This window comes from Sneathiella limimaris (assembly GCF_012932565.1).
Taxonomy (GTDB): domain Bacteria; phylum Pseudomonadota; class Alphaproteobacteria; order Sneathiellales; family Sneathiellaceae; genus Sneathiella; species Sneathiella limimaris.
Genome location: NZ_JABBYJ010000001.1, coordinates 2,599,161 through 2,620,647, shown reverse-complemented (window position 1 = coordinate 2,620,647; position 21,487 = coordinate 2,599,161). Strand labels below are relative to the sequence as shown.

Annotated in this window: 24 protein-coding genes, 2 tRNA genes and 1 riboswitch; of the genes, 12 read left to right on the top strand and 14 right to left on the bottom strand. The window is 46.0% G+C overall.

Annotated elements, in window-relative coordinates:
- The 4 genes from HH301_RS12725 to HH301_RS12710 are packed head-to-tail and all read right to left on the bottom strand — an operon-like array spanning position 1 to position 2,187.
- On the bottom strand, positions 1–1,044 hold the full coding sequence (locus tag HH301_RS12725; RefSeq protein ID WP_206378292.1) for a DUF4040 domain-containing protein: 1,044 nt from the start codon (positions 1,042–1,044) through the stop codon (positions 1–3).
- Positions 1,041–1,424 carry a monovalent cation/H(+) antiporter subunit G gene (gene mnhG / locus HH301_RS12720; RefSeq protein ID WP_169569271.1) on the bottom strand — a complete coding sequence of 128 codons (384 nt, stop codon included), beginning with the start codon at positions 1,422–1,424 and terminating at the stop codon, positions 1,041–1,043. Before mnhG ends, HH301_RS12725 begins: the two co-directional genes overlap by 4 nt.
- Positions 1,424–1,717, bottom strand: coding sequence for an MrpF/PhaF family protein (locus HH301_RS12715; RefSeq protein WP_169569270.1), 294 nt, complete (start codon positions 1,715–1,717; stop codon positions 1,424–1,426). The genes mnhG and HH301_RS12715 overlap by 1 nt, the downstream gene beginning before the upstream one ends.
- On the bottom strand, positions 1,714–2,187 hold the full coding sequence (locus HH301_RS12710) for a Na+/H+ antiporter subunit E (RefSeq protein WP_169569269.1): 474 nt from the start codon (positions 2,185–2,187) through the stop codon (positions 1,714–1,716). Before HH301_RS12710 ends, HH301_RS12715 begins: the two co-directional genes overlap by 4 nt.
- A 355-nt stretch (positions 2,188–2,542) precedes the next feature.
- Between HH301_RS12710 and HH301_RS12705 the strand changes: the two genes are divergently transcribed.
- Entirely contained in the window at positions 2,543–3,106 is a 564-nt protein-coding gene (locus HH301_RS12705; protein ID WP_169569268.1) for a cold-shock protein, read from the top strand.
- Between the two features lie 140 nt (positions 3,107–3,246).
- Here HH301_RS12705 and HH301_RS12700 read toward each other — a convergent pair whose 3' ends face one another.
- The 3 genes from HH301_RS12700 to HH301_RS12690 form a co-directional block, all read right to left on the bottom strand.
- Positions 3,247–4,191 carry an ABC transporter substrate-binding protein gene (locus tag HH301_RS12700; protein WP_169569267.1) on the bottom strand — a complete coding sequence of 315 codons (945 nt, stop codon included), beginning with the start codon at positions 4,189–4,191 and terminating at the stop codon, positions 3,247–3,249.
- 37 nt (positions 4,192–4,228) lie between these two features.
- On the bottom strand, positions 4,229–4,987 hold the full coding sequence (locus tag HH301_RS12695; protein ID WP_169569266.1) for an ABC transporter permease: 759 nt from the start codon (positions 4,985–4,987) through the stop codon (positions 4,229–4,231).
- A complete protein-coding gene (locus tag HH301_RS12690) occupies positions 4,987–5,787 on the bottom strand; it encodes an ABC transporter ATP-binding protein (protein ID WP_169569265.1) in 801 nt (266 codons plus the stop codon). The genes HH301_RS12695 and HH301_RS12690 overlap by 1 nt, the downstream gene beginning before the upstream one ends.
- Positions 5,780–5,881: riboswitch (TPP riboswitch) on the bottom strand. (Overlaps the previous gene by 8 nt.)
- 23 nt (positions 5,882–5,904) lie before the next feature.
- On the opposite strand from HH301_RS12690, the gene HH301_RS12685 reads away from it, so the two are divergent.
- From HH301_RS12685 to HH301_RS12660, 6 genes are all read left to right on the top strand, one after another.
- Positions 5,905–6,357: a DUF192 domain-containing protein gene (locus HH301_RS12685; protein ID WP_169569264.1), complete on the top strand. Its 453-nt coding sequence runs from the start codon at positions 5,905–5,907 to the stop codon at positions 6,355–6,357.
- Positions 6,358–6,390: 33 nt separating this feature from the next.
- The gene (locus HH301_RS12680) at positions 6,391–6,849 is read left to right on the top strand and encodes a PaaI family thioesterase (RefSeq protein WP_169569263.1); all 459 of its coding nucleotides are present in this window, start codon (positions 6,391–6,393) and stop codon (positions 6,847–6,849) included.
- An 80-nt stretch (positions 6,850–6,929) separates the two neighbouring features.
- Positions 6,930–7,006 (top strand) — tRNA-Pro (locus HH301_RS12675).
- A gap of 154 nt (positions 7,007–7,160) precedes the next feature.
- Entirely contained in the window at positions 7,161–7,784 is a 624-nt protein-coding gene (locus tag HH301_RS12670; RefSeq protein ID WP_169569262.1) for a PA14 domain-containing protein, read from the top strand.
- 2 nt (positions 7,785–7,786) lie between these two features.
- On the top strand, positions 7,787–8,089 hold the full coding sequence (locus HH301_RS12665; protein WP_169569261.1) for an ETC complex I subunit: 303 nt from the start codon (positions 7,787–7,789) through the stop codon (positions 8,087–8,089).
- Positions 8,090–8,113: 24 nt separating this feature from the next.
- Positions 8,114–8,190 (top strand) — tRNA-Arg (locus HH301_RS12660).
- A gap of 58 nt (positions 8,191–8,248) precedes the next feature.
- On the opposite strand, the gene HH301_RS12655 is transcribed toward HH301_RS12660, so the two are convergent.
- Positions 8,249–8,743, bottom strand: a complete 495-nt coding sequence (locus HH301_RS12655; protein WP_169569260.1) for a thermonuclease family protein — start codon at positions 8,741–8,743, stop codon at positions 8,249–8,251.
- A 147-nt stretch (positions 8,744–8,890) separates the two neighbouring features.
- On the opposite strand from HH301_RS12655, the gene HH301_RS12650 reads away from it, so the two are divergent.
- Positions 8,891–9,856 (top strand): hypothetical protein, encoded by a 966-nt coding sequence (locus HH301_RS12650; protein ID WP_169569259.1) that lies wholly within the window; start codon positions 8,891–8,893, stop codon positions 9,854–9,856.
- A gap of 12 nt (positions 9,857–9,868) precedes the next feature.
- Here the strand turns inward: HH301_RS12650 and HH301_RS12645 are convergent, their stop codons facing one another.
- Positions 9,869–10,780 carry a LysR family transcriptional regulator gene (locus HH301_RS12645; RefSeq protein ID WP_169569258.1) on the bottom strand — a complete coding sequence of 304 codons (912 nt, stop codon included), beginning with the start codon at positions 10,778–10,780 and terminating at the stop codon, positions 9,869–9,871.
- A 120-nt stretch (positions 10,781–10,900) separates the two neighbouring features.
- On the opposite strand from HH301_RS12645, the gene HH301_RS12640 reads away from it, so the two are divergent.
- Together HH301_RS12640 and HH301_RS12635 are read left to right on the top strand one after the other, a co-directional pair.
- The gene (locus HH301_RS12640) at positions 10,901–11,746 is read left to right on the top strand and encodes a pirin family protein (RefSeq protein ID WP_169569257.1); all 846 of its coding nucleotides are present in this window, start codon (positions 10,901–10,903) and stop codon (positions 11,744–11,746) included.
- A 10-nt stretch (positions 11,747–11,756) separates the two neighbouring features.
- A complete protein-coding gene (locus HH301_RS12635) occupies positions 11,757–12,743 on the top strand; it encodes a glutathione S-transferase family protein (protein ID WP_169569256.1) in 987 nt (328 codons plus the stop codon).
- Positions 12,744–12,745: 2 nt separating this feature from the next.
- Here HH301_RS12635 and HH301_RS12630 read toward each other — a convergent pair whose 3' ends face one another.
- Entirely contained in the window at positions 12,746–13,636 is an 891-nt protein-coding gene (locus HH301_RS12630; RefSeq protein WP_169569255.1) for a LysR family transcriptional regulator, read from the bottom strand.
- 255 nt (positions 13,637–13,891) lie between these two features.
- On the opposite strand from HH301_RS12630, the gene HH301_RS12625 reads away from it, so the two are divergent.
- Positions 13,892–14,944: an alcohol dehydrogenase gene (locus HH301_RS12625; protein WP_169569254.1), complete on the top strand. Its 1,053-nt coding sequence runs from the start codon at positions 13,892–13,894 to the stop codon at positions 14,942–14,944.
- Positions 14,945–15,373: 429 nt separating this feature from the next.
- Entirely contained in the window at positions 15,374–17,812 is a 2,439-nt protein-coding gene (locus tag HH301_RS12620) for a PAS-domain containing protein (RefSeq protein ID WP_169569253.1), read from the top strand.
- Between the two features lie 62 nt (positions 17,813–17,874).
- Here the strand turns inward: HH301_RS12620 and HH301_RS12615 are convergent, their stop codons facing one another.
- From HH301_RS12615 to pcaF, 4 genes are all read right to left on the bottom strand, one after another.
- A complete protein-coding gene (locus tag HH301_RS12615) occupies positions 17,875–18,096 on the bottom strand; it encodes a hypothetical protein (RefSeq protein WP_169569252.1) in 222 nt (73 codons plus the stop codon).
- A gap of 114 nt (positions 18,097–18,210) precedes the next feature.
- Positions 18,211–18,906 carry a DUF2461 domain-containing protein gene (locus HH301_RS12610; protein ID WP_169569251.1) on the bottom strand — a complete coding sequence of 232 codons (696 nt, stop codon included), beginning with the start codon at positions 18,904–18,906 and terminating at the stop codon, positions 18,211–18,213.
- An 18-nt stretch (positions 18,907–18,924) separates the two neighbouring features.
- Positions 18,925–20,226, bottom strand: coding sequence for a phenylacetate--CoA ligase PaaK (gene paaK / locus HH301_RS12605; protein WP_169569250.1), 1,302 nt, complete (start codon positions 20,224–20,226; stop codon positions 18,925–18,927).
- A gap of 44 nt (positions 20,227–20,270) precedes the next feature.
- Complete coding sequence (gene pcaF, locus HH301_RS12600) at positions 20,271–21,473, bottom strand: 3-oxoadipyl-CoA thiolase (RefSeq protein ID WP_169569249.1); 1,203 nt, start codon at positions 21,471–21,473, stop codon at positions 20,271–20,273.
- Positions 21,474–21,487: the final 14 nt, after the last annotated feature.

Below are 21,487 nucleotides of genomic sequence, written 5' to 3'. Positions count from 1 at the left end.
TTAGTTTTCTCCGGTCTGCTTGTTAAATTCGGACCGGTTGGCAAAACCGTAAAAAATGGAAAGCATAGCGGCGGTCACTGTGATCCCAACACCTAACTCAACCAACAAAATCCCAAGATGCTGGCCGGCGATTGGGTTGCTGGCCAAGACATTATAATCAAGGAAATTCGCTCCAAGTAGCATGCTGACAACGCCAACGCCTCCGTAAAGAAGAACGCCCAAAGCGAGCAGTAACTGAACGACCCATAGAGGAAGAAGTTTTTGTGTATATTCCATGCCGAAAACAAGGGAATAGAGAATAATGCCCGCAGCGAAAATGACGCCTGCCTGGAAGCCGCCGCCGGGGCCGAAGTCACCATGGAACTGCACATAAAGTCCAAAAAGCAGGATAAATGGAATTAAAAGCTTGGCGACCACATGTGGGACTAGATCATGGATATTGGGCGTTACTCGCTGATCACTCGCCGTTTCTGGGAGTTCAGGTTGAGCATCTTCTAGTGGTTCAGTCTCAGGGCGGCGACGCAACTGACGCAGGATTAGCAGTACCGCAATTCCGGCAGTAAAGATAACTGTCACCTCACCAAAAGTATCATATCCCCTGTAGCTGGCCAAAACAGCAGTTACCACATTCGGGACATCTATCTCGTTAGGGCTTTGCTGTAAAAACCGCTCGGTCAAGCGACTACTTTGAACCGGTGTGTCTGGATGACCAACTTTGGGCATATCAAATGTTGCATAAAAGAGGGCACCGCCAACGATTAAAGACACCAACAATGGAAGAACTGTTTTCTTCTTGCTTTCTTTTTCTTCTGCTCCAACCAGCGATAGTGTTCCCAAAAACAACACCGTACTGATCCCGGCACCAACCGCAGCCTCGGTAAAGGCGACGTCAACGGCATCGAGAATGACAAAAATTAACGCCATCAGGAAACTGACTGCTGCAAGAAGCATTGTTGCAACAAAGAGGTTTCGAACGTAAAGGACGCCCAGTGCCCCGGCAACGAGCAGGATCATGAGAAAGACATTCGTAAATTCTTCCATCATTGTTTGGCTCCCTCTGCTTGGGCGTCTTGATCGCTTTCTTTGCCATCCTTGTCTTCATGATCATCATCGTCGCCAAAGCCAGTTGTTTTGGGCTTGAGCCCTGCAACAAATGTCGCTTGCGCCAATGCATATGTTGAGGTTGGGCTGGTGATAAAAAGAAATGCCACTATGAAGAGCAGCTTTACGGTCACCAGAGAAAACCCACTTTGCAAAGCAAGGCCACCACAGATTAAGAAAGAAGCCAAGGTATCGGCCATCCCGCCTGCATGAATTCGGGTATAGAGGTCAGGAAGCTTTAAGAGGCCATAGCCGGTAATCAATACGAAGAAACAGCCCAGCATCATTAAAATCCAGGTGCTGATATCAAGAAATAGCTCCATTAGTCGTCTCCTCCCTTAGCGCGAGAGAAGCCCCGGCGGAGGGTGCCAAACTTGAAGTATTTCAATACAGCCAAAGTGCCAATGAAGTTCATCAAGGCGTATACGATTGCAAGATCCAGAAAATCAGGTCGGCCGTTCATGAAGCCGACAACTGCAATTAATAGCACCGTCTTTGTGCCAATCGCGTTGACTGCCAGAATTCGATCATAGGCTGTTGGGCCAAGCAAAGCTCGACCAAGAGCCATGGCAACGCTTACCAGGATTGCGATTGCGGAAACTGTAAAGACACTCATGCTTCACCCATTACACGAGTCACACGTTGATCCATATCGCCACTTTTGACACCTTCAGCTGATGCTTCGGTCAGTGCGTGAACCAAAATATTATCTTCATATAGGTCAACAGTCACTGTGCCGGGGGTCAGGGTGACAGAATTTGCATAAATCACTTTACCAAGGTCACTTTTCTGGGAAATTCGGGAAACAAATAGGCTGGGTCTCAGATGTTTTTTGGGGAACAGAACGCATTTGGCAACATCGATGTTTGCTTTCACGATCTCAACGATTAACCAAACCCAGTACAAAACGATTTGATATCCGAGTTGTACTGGAAGGCCTTCGTGGTCAATGACATCCATACGTCGAGCTATCAGCGCCACCAATATGCAGGAGCCAATACCAAATCCAATGATCAACGGGGTATAAATACCAGACAATAACAGCCATACGGCCATAAGAACCAATATCAAGCTGACAGTTCTCAAGCTCTTACCCCTTAAATTGCGACATACGATCCCAAAATTTTTGTAAGTGTATGCCACGTGCAGGCGGGACCTGCAAGACGCATCACTGATTTTGAGGGTACATAGGAACTCAAAATTAGAATCTCAAGTTAAAAAGGGGCGATTCTTAAGATTCTGACCAATCAGAAGAAATTAAATGGGATTTTATTCAATTTTTTAATTCATTTAGTGATAATTTTCGTTTTTATTCTCAAGAAATGGCTTATACTGGGAGACTTACATAAAATTAAGGTTAATCTAATATTGATATAGGATTAACTTGAGGGTAGGTTCGTAGTCGGGGGGTAGTTGTTCACCATTTAGTGGGAGTAACCCGATGTCAGGCAAGGTTGAGCAGTTGCATAAGAGTGCTGAAGTGGGTACACAGTTTAATAGCGAAGAAGAAACCTTTGAGAAGAAAGGCCGGGTTAAATGGTTTAACACGGTGAAGGGTTTTGGGTTTCTTGTCCCTGAGGACGATCAGGGAGATATTTTTCTGCATCTCTCCTGTTTGAGGGAAAGCGGACATGAATATGTTGCTGAAGGTGTGACCATCAGTTGCCAAGTTGCGCGGCGCGGTAAAGGACTTCAAGCAATCAAGATCCTTGATATCGATACGTCCACTGCTGTTCCTTTTCAGCCAAGCCCAGTGAAAGCTTCCAATGTCGAACGCCATCCGTCCTTAAAAGCCGAGGGTGATTTTGTTGATACCGTTGTTAAATGGTTTGATCCTGTGAAGGGCTATGGTTTTCTGACAAGAGGTGAAGGGACACAGGATATCTTTATTCATATGGAGACAATCCGAAGTGAAGGTGTGATGCCAATTCAGGCGGGTCAAACGCTTCGGGTACGCGTTGGGGATAGTGATAAAGGTCCGCAAGTCGCCGAAATCGAAAAATAAAACGAGATTGATCCTTCAAAATTCGAGGCAGGCTCTTTAGCCTGTCTTTTTATTTCTGCCTCAGTTGAATGGGGAGATGGGATCAATAAAAAGGAGGGTTCAGGGACCCTCCTTTCTTTTTGGGATTAGAAATAGAGGCTTTACTTGATCTCGATAGCGTAGTCTGAAACTGGTTTCACATTTTTGATCAAGCCTGACTTTTTTAAGAACTCTGCAAATCGGACATAGCGATTTGTATCCAAGGCAGCAGGACGGAGAGCAAATCGGGGAAGGGTATCAGCCCATGCCCTTTTGTTTAGCTCATCATCTAGATCCGGATAGGCCTTGAGGAAAAGCTGATAAGCTTCTTCAGGATGATTTACCAGGTACTGAACGGCTTCCTCCAATGCACTTAAGAAAGGTTGGAAGCGGGGATCATCCAGAGTGTTCGTATTGGCAACAAGGATGAGCTCGTCATAGGCAGGAACGCCTTCTTCTTCAGGATAAAAGGCACGGCCTGGATTTCCCTCAATATCCATCTGATTTAGTTCAAAATTTCGAAATGCGCCAATGACAGCATCTACCTTACCTGCAAGGATGGACGGGGACAGGCTAAAGTTCACGTTGATAAGTTCAATATCAGCCAGGGTCAGGCCATGTTTTTGAAGCATAGCTTGAAGCAGGGCGTCTTCGAACCCGCCAACAGAGTAACCGACCTTTTTTCCTTTTAGATCTTTAACAGTTTTTATGGGTCCATTCTCCAGAACAACAAGGCTGTTCAGTGGTGTTGCAACCAAAGTTCCGATCCGTTTTAAGGGTAGGCCTTCTCCGACCTGGACATGTAGCTGCGGTTGATAGGAAACAGCGATCTCTGCTTTTCCAGCTGCGACGAGTTTTGGAGGATCATTCGGGTCGGCTGGTGCCTTCAGGTCAACTTCCAGACCATGTTTTTGAAAGAAACCTTTTTCTTTGGCAATGACCAAAGTTGCATGGTCAGGATTGACGAACCAATCCAATAGGACAGTTAATTTTTCCGCCTGGGCCAGTGACGGGGCTCCGGCAAATAGAAGAGCGGAAATTAGAACCGTCGTAAAGTTTTTGATCATTAACACACTCCGTTCAAGTCAAGTGTTTGTTTTAAATTCAGATCCAGGAAATCGCACGTCTTAGCAGATAATCCACGAGGTAATACAAAGAGATAGCGATCAACGCTAACGTAAAGAGGCTGGCAAACATAAGGTCCGTTTGCATCCGCCCATTGGCATGAAGCATGAGATATCCAAGACCAGCTGAAGAACCAACCCATTCGCCAACAACAGCTCCAATAGGGGCGACAGCAGCTGCAACCCGTATCCCTGAAGCCAGAGAGGGGAGCGCAAACGGGATTTTCAAAGTTCGGTAGAGACGAATAGTTTGCAGAAACCGACCGCTGGAGCTGGTTTCTTGTTGAAGCTTCGCCAAATCCAGCCAGTCGTGTGGTGTTCGGTTTAGGCCATCAACAAAGGCAACAGTGACCGGGAAATAAATGATTAAGGTTGCCATAACAACTTTGGAGGTGATGCCATAGTCAAACCAAAGGACTAAGAGAGGCGCAATGGCAAAAACGGGGATTGCCTGACTTGCAATCAAAACAGGCAAGACCCAACGTCGCACAGATGCATGAAGGGAAACAGTAAGACCTGTAACAAGCCCTAAAATTGTTCCGATCAACAGACCCAAAATAATTTCCAGTGTGGTGATGGACGCATGATAAGACAGCGTTGAGTATTTTTCCTTAAATTGCAGAAGCACTTCGGCTGGATTGGGAAGGATGAACTTGGGGACATCCGTAACCCAGACAATGAATAGCCAAATAGCTAACAGGCCAAACAGCGTGACCGCGGTTTGAAAAAGGGAACGCATCAGGCCTGTTCCTCGGTCATGCCCAGAAGGCTTAGAATTTTTGATTGCGGGGTCAGTAGCTCTGGATCGTTGATGTTGCGAGGTGGGTACCCAGGCAAGCTTTCAATTTGGGACAATTCTACTGGCTCACCGCCCAAGACATAAACATAATCCCCAAGGCGTGAAGCTTCCATCGGATCATGTGTAACCATTAAAACCGTTTTGTTCCGCGTTAATTCACTAAACAAAGACTGAAGACGGTGCCGGGTGATAGCGTCCAACGCTGAAAAAGGTTCATCTGCCAAAAGGACCGGCGCTTCCTCTAATAGGGTTCGGGCAAGAGAAAGGCGCTGCCGCATACCACCGGAAAGCTTGCCCGGTTTTTCATATACTTTGTCTTTAAGCCCAACCTGATTAAGTAGGTTCAGAGCTTCACTTTTGGGAAAAACGCTACCTTTTAGCTGGCTAGAGACACTCATGTTTTCCAAAGCGGTTGCCCATGGAAGGAGCAGGTCATTTTGGGGCATGTAAGAGATGCGCCCTTTTAAAGGTTTTTCATCGTCTGCAGTTACGAAAGCCCCTTCATCCAAAGGCAGCAGGCCTGCTATAGATTTGAGAATTGTGGTTTTCCCAACTCCGCTTGGACCCAATAAGCAGGTCGTTTTTCCGGCTTCAAGTTTCAGGCTGAAATCTGTCAATATAACGGAGTTCCCATATCTCAATTTGGGAAAACTAAGAAAGATGGAAGGTGCCTCATCAGCTGAGGTTTCCGTATCCTTCATTGCAGCCAGGTTGGCTAATGTTGTATCGTCTACGACCATAATTCCTCGTTCCTACGCAGGTTTTAACCTGATCAGGTCCAGGGGTCGTTCCGAAACAGAACCTCTCAGCAGCTAGGCTCCCCCCGAGTGAAGGGCACTATAGGAAATAATTTGTTCATGGGAAAGCGAAAAGACGTTTTGAGAAAAAGCTTAAAAATGCTTCTGCTGTTATGGGTTTTATTGCCCGTGCAAATGGCTTTTTCAGATGAACTAATTCTCAAAACTTCAATTGATCGCCACGTCGTGCAAATAGAACTCGCTGATACACCTGAAAAAAGAACCCGTGGATTGATGCATCGCACCGAAATGGATGCTGATGCGGGAATGCTGTTTGATTTCAAATTGGAAAAACGGGTTGCCATGTGGATGAAAAACACTCTGATTGGCCTTGATATGCTGTTCGCCAAAGAAGATGGTACGATTATTTTTATCAAGGAAAATGCAAATCCGGGAGATTTAACAACAATCATGCCGGACGAACCGGTTCGATGGGTTCTGGAGCTCAACGCAGGATATGTGAAGCGCAATCAAGTTCGGACTGGTGATCGACTGATTTTTCCGCCACAATGAGCAAAAATTATAAACCACAGCGCGCCACTAAATATGTCTCAATCAAAAGAAAAAGAATTTAAAATCCCTGAAGGGTTTGAAGAAGTTCACGGTCATGCGGCTTTTGCGACCCGTAACGGTCCTTACTTTGAAAAAATTGTCGACGATCGAATCTTGATCAGGGCGTTTGTTGCTGACCAGCGCCATTTGAACGGATTACAGTTTGTTCATGGCGGCATGTTGATGACCTTTGCCGACAGTTCCTTAGCAAGAGCAATGAATCATGCGACTGGAAAGCGGGGCGTGACCCTTAAAATGAACTCAGAATTTCTGCGACCCGTCAAAAAAGGTGATTTTGTTGAAGCTCATTGTGAAGTGACACGTGATACCCGGAGCCTCGCCTTTGTGAGGGGGGTTTTAAAGGTTGGCCAGCATGTCGTCTTTAAAACCGATGCTATTTTTCAGTATGTCAGAGTGGAAAAAATCGCAGAAAAGAACAAAGAGAATTCCTGAATTTTCAATTTTTCAAAAAAAATGCAATAAATCGCTTGCAGGGTTGCGATCAAAAGTGTAATTCATCGCCCACACCCGATCGGGGCATAGCACAGCCTGGTAGTGCGCTCGCTTTGGGAGCGAGAGGTCGCAAGTTCGAATCTTGCTGCCCCGACCATCAAAAAGCCTTTCAAGTGAACCGCTTGAGAGGCTTTTTTGCTATCTCGCCTTTACAATTATGTGAAAAGTTTAGCAAAAGCCCTCGAAAGTCTTCCTTTTCATTGTTTCAAATCGTAAAATACCCACCTCACTTTTTGGGAGGTGAAGACGGTATGAAATTGGGAGTAATTTGCAGCAGGATCAGGTTTGGGGACCTGAAGCCTGTTTGTGCAGCAATTGGGTTTTTTATTACAGTTGGTATTGGTTCCGCAAATGCCATGGGCGGGGCGAAACCATTATCGCCACAACCCGCAGCAGATAGTTTGAAGCCTGGGCTTGCGGTCACCTATTATGGGGTGAAGCTGAACAGCATCCAGCAGTTTATCGAGTGGATGGAATATGAGAAGGGCAAACCTGGTGAGCCCATTCCGATGCTGAATTATCAAGTTGGACAAGGAGCGGTGCTCACGCACTCTGCAACAGATCTTGTTGGGGCGGATATCAAAGGGCTTCTGCACTTTGAGAAAACCGGTACTTATACCTTTATGGTGCATTCCAATGATGGCGTTAGGGTCACTATTGGTGGTGTCATGATTCATGAGGATCCTGATGTTCACGCAGATCGGTTTTCCGATGAAATAAAGCTTGAGATTTCCGAGCCGGGCTGGTATCCGGTCCATATTCTTTACTTCGAAAAGAAAAACACAGCGACTTTGGAGCTCTATTGGGATCCTCCAGGGCCTGAGGAAATCGATTATGTGCCGGCTACGGCATTTGCACATACCGGGAATGAATGAGCATGAGTGAAATTGCCAGAATTTACCGACCCGCCAAGAATGCGATGCAATCAGGACGGGGTAAGTTGAAAAAATGGGTGTTGGAGTATTCACCATCAGCGGCCCGTTTTGCGGACCCTTTGATGGGATGGACCGGCTCTTCTGACATGAACTCTCAGGTTACGCTGAAGTTTGATGATAAGGAAAGCGCCATTGCCTTTTGTGAGGCAAAAGGGATCGAATTCCAGGTTATTGAACCAAAAGAGCGGAAACTGAATATTAAAGCCTATGCGGACAATTTTGCGTCCAACCGCGTCATAGGCTAATCAACCGGTCCAAGAGCCGGTTACGGCCCCTTAGCTCAGCTGGATAGAGCAACAGACTTCTAATCTGTAGGTCGCACGTTCGAATCGTGCAGGGGTCGCCAGATTTAAGAAAAGGCAGCGAGATTTAAAATCTTGCTGCCTTTTTTCGTTCCCAGCCACTTATTCAATATCACACCAGCCTTTTCGTTTGCCACCGGTGTAGGGTCGGGCATGTCCGGCTTCAAGAATGGTTAGCGCGACATCCTTGTCATTATGATAAACATCAGCGAGGACTCTGCCCGCAAATTTCCCAAGGTTCACATTTTTAAGGGTCACGCGTGCCATAGGCTTTCCGAGGACTGCACCTCTATAGGGGCTATCAAACAGATCCATCAAAAATTCTGTAGCAGCCTTTCCTGCAGTTTCCTCTTTGTCGCATTTAGGTCGCCAACTTTCCGGAGTATCGATCCCTTTGATCCTAATGCTGACGTCTGTATGTAAACCAGGCCATAAATGGACCCTTGCAAAGAAGGTATCACCGTCGGTGATGTAATAAACTTCCGCGATGTAAGGCCCTGAGTAGGTTTCTTTTGCAAATGGTTGGTCTGTTTGTGCTCCTAGGCAAAAGATGGAAAACAATAATATTTTCAGAGAGTTATTTACAGATTTCAACATGTTGTATCAGGACCGTTTCTGAGCAGATTTACTAATCATAACAAAAGAGAAGGGAAGTCCTATCCCTTTTGGCAAGCTTGCACCTCTTATCAGTTTCCTCTAATCTTTATGCAGGGAGTAACTGTCACAAATAAAGGAAAATGAATAATGACGGCTCTAACAGAACGGTTGGTGCGTTCAAAATCACTGCTGGCCCCGCCCGTCAAATTGGAAAAGGCCTTTGATGATCCAGATGGGATCTTGAAACTTATTGCTAAGGGGAGCCCTTACAAAACATTGGCTGCCGTGCATCGAAACAAGGGGGAGACCAGTGGCGGCTGGTTTCGTAATTTTTGGGCATTAGGTGAAAAAGTCGTTTTTGAAGGGGCTGAACCTTTCTTCTATAATCAACGCTTTATAGACGCCGCCAAATACTCTTTTCAGGCAGAAATCATTCGTCCAGTGGCCATGATGACCAATCTGAACCTTCCGGCACCTGGGGCACCTTTTCACCTGGATTTACCCTTTTTTCGGGGAGCACAGAACAGAGAGGTGCCTAGCTGGATGTTGGCACCCATGGGATATTCAGGACTTTTTCATGAATGGGCGATTCCGGTGGCATCTGCAATTACCTGGTTTTATGACGGGGTTGGCGGTGAGTTTGAATATTGGCCAGAAGGTTTAAACGCACCTTCCCGCACAGAAAGTCCACCATATTCCAACATGTGCGTTCTGGCTGACAATGAATATATGTATCACCGCGTAGGCGGTATCGGCCCAGAAGATCAGCAAAAAACCTATGAGAATATCGGTTACGATGCCACCTTGGTTTTAACAGATGAAAACCGGTGGAATGTTGTCGAAGATGAAAAAGTCACAGCTGACTTCGCCTATGGCGATGTTCGGATATCTGTTCTTTGGAAGGGCTATTGTTTTAAAAATGAACGGGAAGCTGCTTCCTATGATGATCATAGCCATGATTTGACCCCGGAGTTAGTCGCCAACATTTTTTCAGCGGACTTAAAACGTCGGGGGATTGCGCATATGACCCCGGGTGATTTTGTGACTGATATGGATTGGAAGAAGGTAATTACCGAAACCTACAGCGCGCCTGATGGCGGCGCGAGTTACTAGCCAGAACAGGCCTTAAAACAGTCCCTCATCCCAGTAAGGATGCTGCGAGAAACTGTTGGTAACATGATCAATAAATGTCCGAACACGCGATGATAGGTAGCGTGTTCGGGGGTAGAGAATATAGGCGCCAAGTTCTGTCGCGCTGAATTCTGGAAGTAGCCGCATCAACTGACCGGATTTTAACTCTTCGTAGCAGATGAAGCTGGGGCAGAAATATATGCCAAGTCCATCCTTTGCGGCCTGGCGGAGAAAATCGCCATTATTGGAAATCAAAGCCGTCTTTCCGGTTAGGTCAAATGACTGTCCATTCGCATCTTTTAATTGATGGGCAAGGCCTGAAGGACTTTTGTATCTAAGGATCCGATGCTGATCTAAATCTTTTGGGTGTTTGGGGGCTGGATGCTTCTCCAGATATGTTGGACTGGCGCATAGTATATGGCGAATAGTTGTGAACCGTTTTGCAATCAAGCTGGAGCTTTCTAACTCAGCTATCCGAATAGCGACGTCAAATCCTTCTTCTACCAAGTTGACTTGTCTGTCTGCAAAATCAAGGTCAACAGTTAGGCCCGGATGATTAGCGGCAAATCGGCTTACAACAGGGGAAAGGTGCTTAATCCCAAAGGACAGGGGAGCCGCAATTCGCAAATTACCGGTAAGAGATGTACCCTCTTGCCCGATTTCGTTTAGCATCTCATCCGTATCCGCCAGGATTTTTTGAGATTGTGTATAGAAGCGTTGTCCTGCTTCTGTGAGGCTCGATTTGCGGGTCGTTCGGTTTAGAAGCTGGACACCTAAGGATTCTTCAAGATCCGATAGGCGTTTGCTGACCGCGGATTTTGCAAGTCCAAGATGGTCGGCGGCTCCTGTGATACTGCCGCTTTCAACAATTTTGGCAAATAGAGCCATGTCTTCCAGCTGTCCCATTTAATTGTTCTAAAATATCGAACAGTTTTTTTCAATATTGGATCTTTATTCGCAATTCAGAAAATATACATTCTAAGGATAGAAATACGCAGGTTTCTGATATCTGAAGAGGTCATACCTATGAGCAAAGAAGCAAGACCGGTCCTTGGCCTTACCAAGGGAATGGAAGGGTCAGATGGTGCAGATGTTAAATTGCGCCGATATGTTGGAACACCAGAACTTAATATCCTGGATCCTTTCTTGATGCTGGATGTTTTCGGAACAGATGAGCCGCAGGACTATATCGGTGGCTTTCCTTCTCATCCGCATCGGGGTTTTGAAACCGTCACCTACATGCTGGCGGGACAAATGCGCCACAAAGACAATGCTGGTCATGAAGGTGTGATTGTGCCTGGGGGCGTTCAATGGATGTCTGCAGGGCGCGGAATAGTTCATTCGGAAATGCCAGAGCAGGAAGAAGGCCTGATGAAAGGGTTTCAGCTTTGGATCAATTTGCCTGCTAAAGCGAAAATGGGGGAGCCCGGGTACCAGGAATTTCCTCCGGAAGAAATGCCGATAGAAGAGTTACCTGATGGCGGGTCGATCAACGTTGTGGCGGGAACGACAAACGCAGGGACAACCGGTCCTGTGAAAAACCCCTACACGGACCCGATATATATGGATGTTCGCCTGGCAGCCGGTCAGAAATTTATCCAAGACGTACCATCAGACCACAACGCCTTTATTTATATCACTGAAGGCCAAGCCAAAATTGCGGATGAAGACCATGTGTTCGTGGAAGGTGATCTGGCCGTGTTGGGTGATGGAGATGAAGTTCGAGTAGAAAGTCAAGACGGGCCAGTGAGAATCCTGTTGGTGACAGGAAAACCATTGAATGAACCCGTTGCCCGGGGTGGCCCCTTTGTCATGAATACACGTGAGGAAGTAATTCAGGCATTTCACGATTATCAAAGTGGGAAATTTTGAGGCTTAGGTCATGGGACAATTGATTGATGGTAAATGGAGCAAGGAAAACCTTGTTCGAACAGCGGAAGACGGGAAGTTCGTTCGAAAAGAATCCAGTTTTAGAAACTGGGTTACCCAGGACGGTTCTGCCGGGCCAACAGGTCAGGCAGGGTTTAAGGCAGAGGCTGGTCGTTATCACCTATATATATCCCATGCTTGTCCTTGGGCTCATCGAACCGCAATATTTCGCAAACTGAAAGGTCTTGAAGACTTAATCAGCCTTTCTGCTACTCATTGGTATATGGGCGATATGGGCTGGAACTTTGAGGTAGGAGAGGGGGTTATCCCGGATCCGCTGAATGACGTGAAATACGTGCATCAGCTCTATCAATTGGCTGATCCGGATTATACGGGGCGAGCAACAGTTCCAATTCTCTGGGATAAGCATCAGAATACGATCGTTAGTAACGAATCCGCTGAAATTATTCGGATGCTGAATTCGGCATTTGATAACATTGGTGCCAAACCCGGCGATTACTATCCCGATGTGTTGAAAGAGGAAATTGATGCTGTTAATGATCGGATCTATAATTGTGTAAACAATGGAGTTTACCGGTCAGGTTTTGCGCAAAGCCAAAGTGCTTATGAAGAGGCTGTGACCTCTTTATTTGAAACACTTGATTGGCTGGAAGACAAATTAAGTGCTGGCCGGTATTTGCTGGGCGATCGTTTGACTGAAGCTGACTGGCGCCTTTTTACTACGTTACTCAGGTTCGATCCTGTCTATCATGGACATTTTAAATGTAACCTGCGCCGGATCGTGGATTATCCAAATCTCTATAACTACCTGAAAGAGCTTTATCAGATCCCAGGTGTTCAAGAGACAGTCAATATGTCACATATCAAGTCACATTATTATGGTAGCCATGCCCAAATAAACCCGACTGGAATTGTGCCGTTGGGCCCAGACCTTGATCTGGGAGCCCCACATAATCGTTCTCGATTAAAAGCAGCCTGAGGTTAAAGCAAGGATTTCACATAATGAACGATGCGTTCTGCAATCTTCCGATCTGGAGTATTCAAGAAGCATCCCAAGAAATTCATCGGTGCAGGCGTCCAGTCAGTCAGTAATTGGAAAAACTGTCCGTCAGCTTCTCGCTCAGGAAATAACCGTCTTGGAATCAGTGCAACGCCTCCCTTGAGGCACAGCAATTTCACTGACAAGTGGTAACTTGCGCAATGAATGATATCGGGTATGGGAGCTGATTTGGACTTCAGATGAGAAAGTAGCTCTCGATGCGTTATTGAGCCTGCCTGATTGATAATGAACGTTGTTTTGGCGGTTAAGTCTTCGATGGAGTAGAGGGTTTGAGGGGAAAAGCGACTATTTGTGGGCGCTATCCAACAATATTCGTAGGTTGCGAACTTGACGCTTTGAATTCTTTCGTCATGGGCAGGCCCTAAGACAAAGATAAGATCCAACGCCTTTGAGAGAAGGAGCTTTTCCAGGTTTGGGCTGGTGTCTACATATAAAGTGACTTTAAGACCGGGAAAGATATTGTTGATGTTACTGAGAAAGCTTTCAAGCCAAGTTTCTACGGCGAATTCAGTAACCCCAATACGAACGACGCCATTTAGGGAAGTATCCCCCTTTACATATTCAATCAGATTATCCGAAATCCGGACTATGTTTTCCGCATGGGGTTTTAACGCTTCTCCTGCTTCAGTTAAATTGATATGCCCTGTTGATCGATCAAACAGGCGCACCCCCAAAGTTGCTTCCAGTTTTGCAATTCGGGCCGATATTGCGGGCTGAGTGGTGTTCATACGATCTGCTGTTTGCCGAAAACTCCTTAAGGTGGAAACCCAAAGAAAGGTGCGCAGCAGATTAATGCTTAAATTTTGTGTCATGCCCTACAACCTTATTGAGAAAAATATTTTATATAACACTTAATGGTTATTATTCTCAGGCGGTGACAAAGTGGCAAGTGAAGAGAGCTATTAATCCTATTTTATACTTCTATTTTTCATATAGCTGCGTGCAAAAAAACTCAGACAGCGACTTCTTTTTATGGAACTGATTGGCTATGCTGGGAAAGAAACGGGGAGTTTCTCTGATTCCGGGGATCTTGGCCTTGGAATTGAGCAAAATAAGGAAGAATAAGAATGAAAAGCTATCAATTTGAAGAATATGGGGCAGATCTTGTTTGTAATGAGATGGAGCCTCCCAAAGTTTCCGGAAAACAGGTTCTACTTAAAATATCGGCTTGCGGTGTTTGTCACAGTGACGTTCATCTGTGGGAAGGCTATTTTGATATGGGCGGCGGGAATAAGCTGGATATTACAGGAGGCAGAAAACTGCCATTTACCCTTGGGCATGAAATCGTCGGAGAGGTCGTCGCAATTGGGGATGATGTGACTGATTGCAAGATTGGGGATCGCCGCGTTGCTTACCCATGGATAGGTTGCGAACAATGTTCCATATGTAAATCAGGCAATGGACATCTGTGTAATCGCCCACAGGCTCTGGGTGTTGACGTAGATGGTGGCTACAGTGACCATGTGCTTGTACCGAATGAAAAATATCTATTGGATTACGGGAACTTGCCAACTGAGCTGGCCTGTACCTATACCTGTTCCGGTCTAACGGCCTATGGCGCTTTGAAGAAGGTTCAGCGGCGGGCTGAGAACGGAACCCTCATGATCATTGGTTGTGGTGGTGTAGGTCTTGCCGCAATGTCTATGGTCAAATCCGTCACAAATGCGAAAATTTATGTTGCAGATATTGATCCGGAAAAACGTCAATTGGGTCTTGCTGCAGGTGCCGAAAAGGCTTTTGACCCCTCAGACAGAGCACAGTTTAAGGAACTTATGGCGCTCACAAATGGGGGGGTGAATGCAGCCATAGATTTCGTTGGGGCAGAAAGCAGCGCTAAATTTGGAACCAGCATTTTGGCCAAAGGGGGCAAGCTAGTGATCGTTGGCCTCTTTGGAGGTGGTTTCTCGATGCCTGTACCACTGTTCCCGATGAAAGCAATAGCGGTTGAAGGATCCTTCGTTGGTTCACTTCAAGAAATGAATGAACTGCTTGATCTGGCAAAAGCGGGTAAGTTGCAAGGCTTGAAACTGGATCAACGGCCGATGAGTGAAGCTGATGCTGCTTTGAAGGATTTAGCTAATGGCCGAGTAATGGGGCGGGTTGTTCTGCAAAACAGCTGATTTTCCCTCCACCTCTATTTTAAAAAACCCGCTTTTAGCGGGTTTTTTTATGTCATCTGTTGCCCTCGACCACTTTAAGCAATCTTTAGCTTTAATGACTTAAGCTTCGATTTTGGAAACTTGTTATATTCAAATAGGCATGAAGTGCAATTTCGAATGGTAGGTAAAAACAAGATTAGCCCTTTAACTCTGGGTCCAATCCTCTTTTTGGGGTTGCTGAGTTTTTATCTCTATTCGGTCTTAAGCAATTTTGTAAACACGTTTGAGTTTATAATCCTATTAGGGCCTCTGAATTTCGTTATATGCCTGACAGTTGCCGTCATTTGCTTTCTCATTTTTAACTATGGAAAATCGGTAAAATTTTTACTGATAGGCCTTGGTTTCAGTTATATAGGCCTGCTAGAGGGGAGCCTTTCATACTTTTCTCTTATGGCGGTGGTTGAACCATCCGGTGACCTCGCGACCACCTCACACTGGATTTGGGCAACCACAAACGCTTTTCTTGCCATATTATTTCTCTTTCTGACACCTTATGAAGATGAAAGGGTTATTGGCCGTAAAGCTTTAAGGTCAATTGTGGTATCGGCTGTGATAGCCCTTTCTGTTCTTGTGTTTATATTGGTTGCACCACTTCCATCATTTGCTGATCACATAATTCCCAAGGTCAGTATCCTAAATGTATTAATTGTTGGGATGTTTGGGGCCGCCATCGCTTTATTCCTGACAACTTCCAGAAAAAAATCCCGACTTGATTGGTTTCTTTATTATGCACTGTCAGCTCTTTCTGTGCCGAGTGTTGCCAGTTTTGTCATGGAAAAGAAATTTCTATTGGCGGTGTTGCCAGAGGCCTATTTACTCAAACTATTTGCCTATTTGTTTGTGTTAATCGGTGTTCTGCTGACCGTTTACAAGAAATTCGGTGAAGATCGTAGAATGATTTCTAGATTGCAAAACCAACGCCGGGCACTGGATGAGCATTCAATGGTTATTTTTACGGATATGGACGGAACCATTGAATATTGTAATCAGAATTTCCTTAACGTAAGTGGCTATAGCGAAAGAGATCTTATTGGGCAAAATCAGCGTGTCTTGCGATCCCCAGACATGAGTGATGACGAATATGATAAGATTTGGGAGAATTTGCGGGCAGGTAAGATCTGGAAAGGTGAAATCCAGACACTTCGTAAAACAGGTGAGCCCTATTGGTCGATGGCGACCATTGTCCCTATCGTGGATGAGGAAGGCCGCCCGATACAGCTTGTGACTATTCGCACAGACATCACTGATCAAAAGCAGGCTTCTGTTGAATTACAAACAGAGCGGCAACTGTTGGCGACTACCACTGAAACGATGAGCCAGGGCCTCTCGGTTTTTAACAAGGACTTGGTACTTATTGTCACCAATAAACACTTCGGTGAGATCCTCGATCTTCCCGAACATTTAAATCAGGTGGGAACTCGTTATGAAGATATCATTCGATATAATGCAAAGCGTGGTGAATATGGCCCCGGTGATATCGAGGCATTAGTCCAAGAGCGCGTTCTTCTTGCGCAAAATCCTGTTCCGCACAGTTTCGATCGCACACTTAACGATGGGAAAACCATTCAGATCGTTGGCAGGCCTATGCAGGGCGGTGGTTTTGTCACGACTTATTCTGACATCACGGAACGTAAACAACTTGAAGAGCAACTTATTGAAGCAAAGGATAAAGCTGAGGCAGCGAATAAAGCAAAATCAAGTTTTCTTGCGACAATGAGCCATGAAATTAGAACGCCATTAAACGGCATCCTTGGAATGGCGGAACTGCTTATCGGAACGGAATTGGAAGATGAGCAGGAAAAACGGGTTGGTAATATTCTATCTTCTGGTCGAGCATTGCTGGAAATCGTAAACGATGTCCTGGACATGTCGAAGATTGAATCCGGAAATATCCTGATTGAAGAAAATGTGTTTGATTTAAAGGAGTTGATTACTTCTATTTCCGCTCCTTTTGAGACACTTTCTGAGCAAAAGGGAATTCAGTATAGCATAGAATATCTCAATGAAGATTCCCGTTTCTATGTTGGGGATCAAACACGAATTCGCCAAATTGTTCAAAATCTCTTGAGTAACGCCTTCAAATTTACGGACGAGGGAACTGTCAGCATACGCGTGAGAAATAATGACGATCTGCCCAGTTCAAATCCTGGTTTAAGAGAAATTCAGATTGATGTCATCGATACGGGTACCGGAATTGCTGCGGATCGACTTGATACTATCTTTGAGGTGTTCGTTCAGGCTGACAATAGTATCACCCGAAAGTTTGGCGGTTCAGGTCTTGGCCTTTCCATCGTCAAAAGCCTCGCGCAGCTGATGGGCGGGGATGTATTTGTCATGAGTGAATTAGGGCGAGGTTCCTGTTTCAGCTTTAAGATTACACTCCCTCTTGCCAGTGATAGTCAGATAGAGGGATATGGAAAGCAACGCCAGAGAAAGATTATTACGGATATCCATCCTCTCAGGATTTTGGTCGCAGAAGATAATCAGGTGAATGCCCTGATTGCCAAAACCATGTTGGAACAGCAGGGCCATAAGGTTGCTTTTGCTGTAAATGGCAAGGAAGCTGTTTCTTGTTTCAAGGCTAATGCTGTTGATATGGTGCTAATGGACATACATATGCCGGAAATGAGCGGCATCGAAGCGACTGAAATAATTCGAAAAACGCACTCTAAGGAGGATCTACCAATCATTGGTGTGACGGCAGAAGCTTTTAACGATCGGATTATCGAGTTTCGTAAAGTTGGAATGAACGATGTCTTGACGAAACCTTTTACCAAAGAACAGTTGATGATAATGCTAGCAAAGTATGGAAAGGTTATCTCCGAATAGATGCAGCATAAAAAAAAGGCCTCGAAAATCCGAAGCCTTTGGTGTGTGGAGAAGACCCTGTATTAGTGGATTGGTCCTTTATATTCCATATCGATAAGTTCTCTGACTACGCGTAATAGGTCCAGACAAACATAAAGTTCATCGGTTGCCCCTTTTTGGCGGAGAGACTGTGCTTCTTTGTCCAATAAATCGATCGCCTGTTCACCTTGCTGCATAATCATGAAATGTGCAGTGCTATAAAGGTCAACAGTGGAGTCTGGTTGAAACTCAATTACATTCATCATGGAACAGCTCCTTACAGGAAACTCACTACTTACTGTCTTCATCATATCCAGAATGTATTAAGATCTAGTTAGTCTACTAAACCAACTTTAAGCGCCGCTATAGTTAGGGGACTGTTAGTAAGGTAGATCCACAGCAGTTGTCATAAACTTCATAAAGGGGCTCGCTGTACGATAACTGTTCGCGACAACCTCCAAAAAGTCAGGCTGGAATATTGTTTCAACTGGCACTCGTTTCATTAAAAAGAATGTTTTGCGGCGAAGATCGATAATATCTGGATGATCTTTCGCATAACCTTTCGGTGCTGTTTTTAGGCCGTCACCTTGTACGGATCCAAATTCTTGCATAATGCTCGGCTCGCTCGTAATCGCGTGCCATTGATCCGGTTTTTCATCAATTGCAGCACGAATTTTGGCAAGTTTAGGGGCAGGTGGAAGCCAGAGGCCGCCGCCGAAGCGAACACCTTCCAGATCAATGTGCAGATAAAAACCGGGCGCATGGGCATCTTTTCCAGCCTGATGTCGAAATTGACATGCCAGATGTTCTTTATAGGGTTTTTTATCCCTTGAAAAACGGACATCTCGGTGAATCCTGAAAACGGAGCCACCATTAGGCCTTGGATCAGCTATGTAGTAGGGGGCAATATCTTCAAGGTATGGCGCAAAAGCTTCAATAAAGTCACACATCGGGAGCAGGGCTACCTCACGATAGCGCTGCTTGTTTTTTTGAAACCAATCCCGATTGTTATTCTGGACTAAGTCTTCGTAGAACTTAATCAGGTCTTTTGAAAAACCGCTAAATGACGCGTTCATTGATCCCCCAACTCATTATTAGAGTTTGCGATGATCAATCACCCTTTTTGCTTTCCCGGCAGAACGTTCCAAATCACCAGGTTCACAAACGATGACCTTTGAAGTCACGCCGAGAACTGACTTAATTCTTTTTTGGAGTTCATGGCCAACAGACTCATCGCGATCGCCAATTGGATCACGCTCAACCTTAACAGTCAATTCGTCCATGACACCTTCGCGTGTGACTTCTAGCACATAATGAGCTGTTAAGCCTGATGTCGCGACGGCCAAGTCTTCAACATGGCTTGGGAAAAGGTTTACGCCCCGGATAATCAGCATATCATCCACGCGCCCTGTAATTTTTTCGATCCGGCGCATGGAACGTGCTGTGCCAGGAAGTAATCGTGTTAAATCGCCTGTCCGATAGCGGATGACAGGGAAGGCTTCCTTGGCAAGGGTTGTGAAAACCAATTCTCCAGTTTCTCCATCCGGCAGGACTTCGCCTGTTTCTGGATTAATGATTTCTGGATAGAAATGATCCTCCCAAACCGTAAGGCCGTCTTTGGTTTCGATGCATTCGTTTGCAACGCCAGGCCCCATGACTTCGGACAACCCATAAATGTCCAACGCATCCATATCGAACACGGCTTCGATTTGTTGGCGCATAGCTTCAGTCCAGGGCTCAGCACCAAAGATACCGCCTTTCAATGAGCTTGCGGCGGGATCCAAACCCTGCCGTTTAAACTCTTCTGCGATTGCCATCATATAAGAAGGGGTTACCATAATAATATCAGGCTTGAAGTCCGTGATCAGTTGAACCTGCCTTTCCGTTTGACCTCCGCCAAAAGGAACAACAGTACAACCCAGTCTTTCAGCTCCATAATGAGCACCAAGACCACCTGTAAACAATCCATATCCATAAGTGACATGAACCATATGTTCAGGTCGACCACCAGATGCCCGAATGCTGCGGGCAACCATATCAGCCCAATTATCTATATCGTTCTTTGTGTAGGCGACAACAGTTGCCCTGCCTGTCGTGCCAGAGGAAGCATGAAGTCGAACGATATCTTTTTGAGGAACTGCAAACATTCCAAATGGATAGTTATCCCGAAGATCTTGTTTATAGCAAAAAGGCAACTTTCCAAGATCTTCGAGAGCTTTCAGATCAGACGGATGAACACCAGCTTCATCAAACCGCTTTTTAAAGAGTGGGACATTGTCATAGGCATGCTTCACGGACCATTTCATACGATCCAGCTGCAGTGCCGAAATTTCGTCCCGACTAGCGATCTCAATTGGGTCCAGCTCTTCCTTTTTTGGGGGGGTTAAGCGAGACATGTTTCCTCCGTCTATCTATACTTGTTACTGGTCTGCCGTTTTGGTCAGACCTTTTCGATTATCATGGCAATCCCTTGGCCAACACCAATACACATGGTGCAGAGAGCATATTTGCCGCCTGTTCTTTGAAGTTGGTAGGTGGCTGTAGTTGCCAGACGCGCACCCGACATTCCAAGAGGGTGGCCTAGTGCTATTGCGCCGCCTTGGGGATTAACTCGTGGATCATCGTCGGCAATGCCGAGTTCCCGTGTCACTGCCAGTCCTTGTGCCGCAAAAGCCTCGTTTAGCTCAATCACATCCATGTCATCGATGCTGAGGCCCGTTAGGGCGAGAACTTTTTTGGTCGCTGGGGCAGGGCCGATACCCATGATCCTGGGTGGGACACCTGCAACAGCGGTCGCCACAACCCGTGCTTTTGGCGTTAAGTTGTATGTCTTAATGGCTTCATCAGATGCAAGGAGTAGGGCGCAGGCGCCGTCATTCACGCCAGATGCATTGCCCGCTGTAACGGTCCCATCCGCCCTAACAATTGGGCGAAGTGCTGAAAGTTTGTCGATTGAAGTCGCCCGAGGGTGTTCATCTTTTTCAACGACAATGGCATCGCCTTTACGCTGCGGGATAGTGACGGCAACAATTTCTTCCGCCAGGTTGCCATTTGCCTGAGCAGCTGCCGCTTTGTCCTGACTGCGAAGTGCGAACAGGTCCTGATCTTCACGATTGACACCATAGTCGTCTGCCACATTTTCAGCTGTCTCTGGCATGCTGTCAGTGCCATATTGTTCCTTCATCAGCTTGTTGACAAAACGCCAGCCGATGGTCGTGTCAAAAATTTCAGCATTGCGGGAGAATGCGGTTGTAGCTTTGCCTATCACGAAGGGAGCACGGCTCATGCTTTCAACGCCACCTGAGATGGTCAGTTGAGCTTCTCCAGTCATGATCTGACGGGCAGCTGAGCCTGTTGCATCCAGGCCGGATCCGCATAGCCGATTGACAGTGGAGCCTGGAACGGCATCCGGAAGACCCGCAAGCAGGGCACTCATGCGCGCTACGTTTCGATTGTCTTCGCCAGCCTGGTTAGCGTTGCCATAAATAACATCATCAACTTTTGTCCAGTCGACGCCGGCATTTCGCTCCATAAGCGCCTTTATTGGAATTGCACCCAAATCATCTGTTCTGACAGCAGAAAGGGCGCCGCCATATCGGCCAATTGGGGTTCTGATTGCGTCACAGATATATGCGTTTTTCATAGGTCTAGTTCTTT

What these genes read in the sequence shown, in the direction of transcription:
- HH301_RS12725 (WP_206378292.1), bottom strand. Translation starts at nt 1,044, where the DNA reads ATGATGGAAGAATTTACGAATGTCTTTCTCATGATCCTGCTCGTTGCC.
- mnhG (WP_169569271.1), bottom strand. Translation starts at nt 1,424, where the DNA reads ATGGAGCTATTTCTTGATATCAGCACCTGGATTTTAATGATGCTGGGC.
- HH301_RS12715 (WP_169569270.1), bottom strand. Translation starts at nt 1,717, where the DNA reads ATGAGTGTCTTTACAGTTTCCGCAATCGCAATCCTGGTAAGCGTTGCC.
- HH301_RS12705 (WP_169569268.1), top strand. Translation starts at nt 2,543, where the DNA reads ATGTCAGGCAAGGTTGAGCAGTTGCATAAGAGTGCTGAAGTGGGTACA.
- HH301_RS12700 (WP_169569267.1), bottom strand. Translation starts at nt 4,191, where the DNA reads ATGATCAAAAACTTTACGACGGTTCTAATTTCCGCTCTTCTATTTGCC.
- HH301_RS12695 (WP_169569266.1), bottom strand. Translation starts at nt 4,987, where the DNA reads ATGCGTTCCCTTTTTCAAACCGCGGTCACGCTGTTTGGCCTGTTAGCT.
- HH301_RS12690 (WP_169569265.1), bottom strand. Translation starts at nt 5,787, where the DNA reads ATGGTCGTAGACGATACAACATTAGCCAACCTGGCTGCAATGAAGGAT.
- HH301_RS12685 (WP_169569264.1), top strand. Translation starts at nt 5,905, where the DNA reads ATGGGAAAGCGAAAAGACGTTTTGAGAAAAAGCTTAAAAATGCTTCTG.
- HH301_RS12680 (WP_169569263.1), top strand. Translation starts at nt 6,391, where the DNA reads ATGTCTCAATCAAAAGAAAAAGAATTTAAAATCCCTGAAGGGTTTGAA.
- HH301_RS12670 (WP_169569262.1), top strand. Translation starts at nt 7,161, where the DNA reads ATGAAATTGGGAGTAATTTGCAGCAGGATCAGGTTTGGGGACCTGAAG.
- HH301_RS12665 (WP_169569261.1), top strand. Translation starts at nt 7,787, where the DNA reads ATGAGTGAAATTGCCAGAATTTACCGACCCGCCAAGAATGCGATGCAA.
- HH301_RS12655 (WP_169569260.1), bottom strand. Translation starts at nt 8,743, where the DNA reads ATGTTGAAATCTGTAAATAACTCTCTGAAAATATTATTGTTTTCCATC.
- HH301_RS12650 (WP_169569259.1), top strand. Translation starts at nt 8,891, where the DNA reads ATGACGGCTCTAACAGAACGGTTGGTGCGTTCAAAATCACTGCTGGCC.
- HH301_RS12645 (WP_169569258.1), bottom strand. Translation starts at nt 10,780, where the DNA reads ATGGGACAGCTGGAAGACATGGCTCTATTTGCCAAAATTGTTGAAAGC.
- HH301_RS12640 (WP_169569257.1), top strand. Translation starts at nt 10,901, where the DNA reads ATGAGCAAAGAAGCAAGACCGGTCCTTGGCCTTACCAAGGGAATGGAA.
- HH301_RS12635 (WP_169569256.1), top strand. Translation starts at nt 11,757, where the DNA reads ATGGGACAATTGATTGATGGTAAATGGAGCAAGGAAAACCTTGTTCGA.
- HH301_RS12630 (WP_169569255.1), bottom strand. Translation starts at nt 13,636, where the DNA reads ATGACACAAAATTTAAGCATTAATCTGCTGCGCACCTTTCTTTGGGTT.
- HH301_RS12625 (WP_169569254.1), top strand. Translation starts at nt 13,892, where the DNA reads ATGAAAAGCTATCAATTTGAAGAATATGGGGCAGATCTTGTTTGTAAT.
- HH301_RS12620 (WP_169569253.1), top strand. Translation starts at nt 15,374, where the DNA reads ATGGCGGTGGTTGAACCATCCGGTGACCTCGCGACCACCTCACACTGG.
- HH301_RS12615 (WP_169569252.1), bottom strand. Translation starts at nt 18,096, where the DNA reads ATGATGAATGTAATTGAGTTTCAACCAGACTCCACTGTTGACCTTTAT.
- HH301_RS12610 (WP_169569251.1), bottom strand. Translation starts at nt 18,906, where the DNA reads ATGAACGCGTCATTTAGCGGTTTTTCAAAAGACCTGATTAAGTTCTAC.
- paaK (WP_169569250.1), bottom strand. Translation starts at nt 20,226, where the DNA reads ATGTCTCGCTTAACCCCCCCAAAAAAGGAAGAGCTGGACCCAATTGAG.
- pcaF (WP_169569249.1), bottom strand. Translation starts at nt 21,473, where the DNA reads ATGAAAAACGCATATATCTGTGACGCAATCAGAACCCCAATTGGCCGA.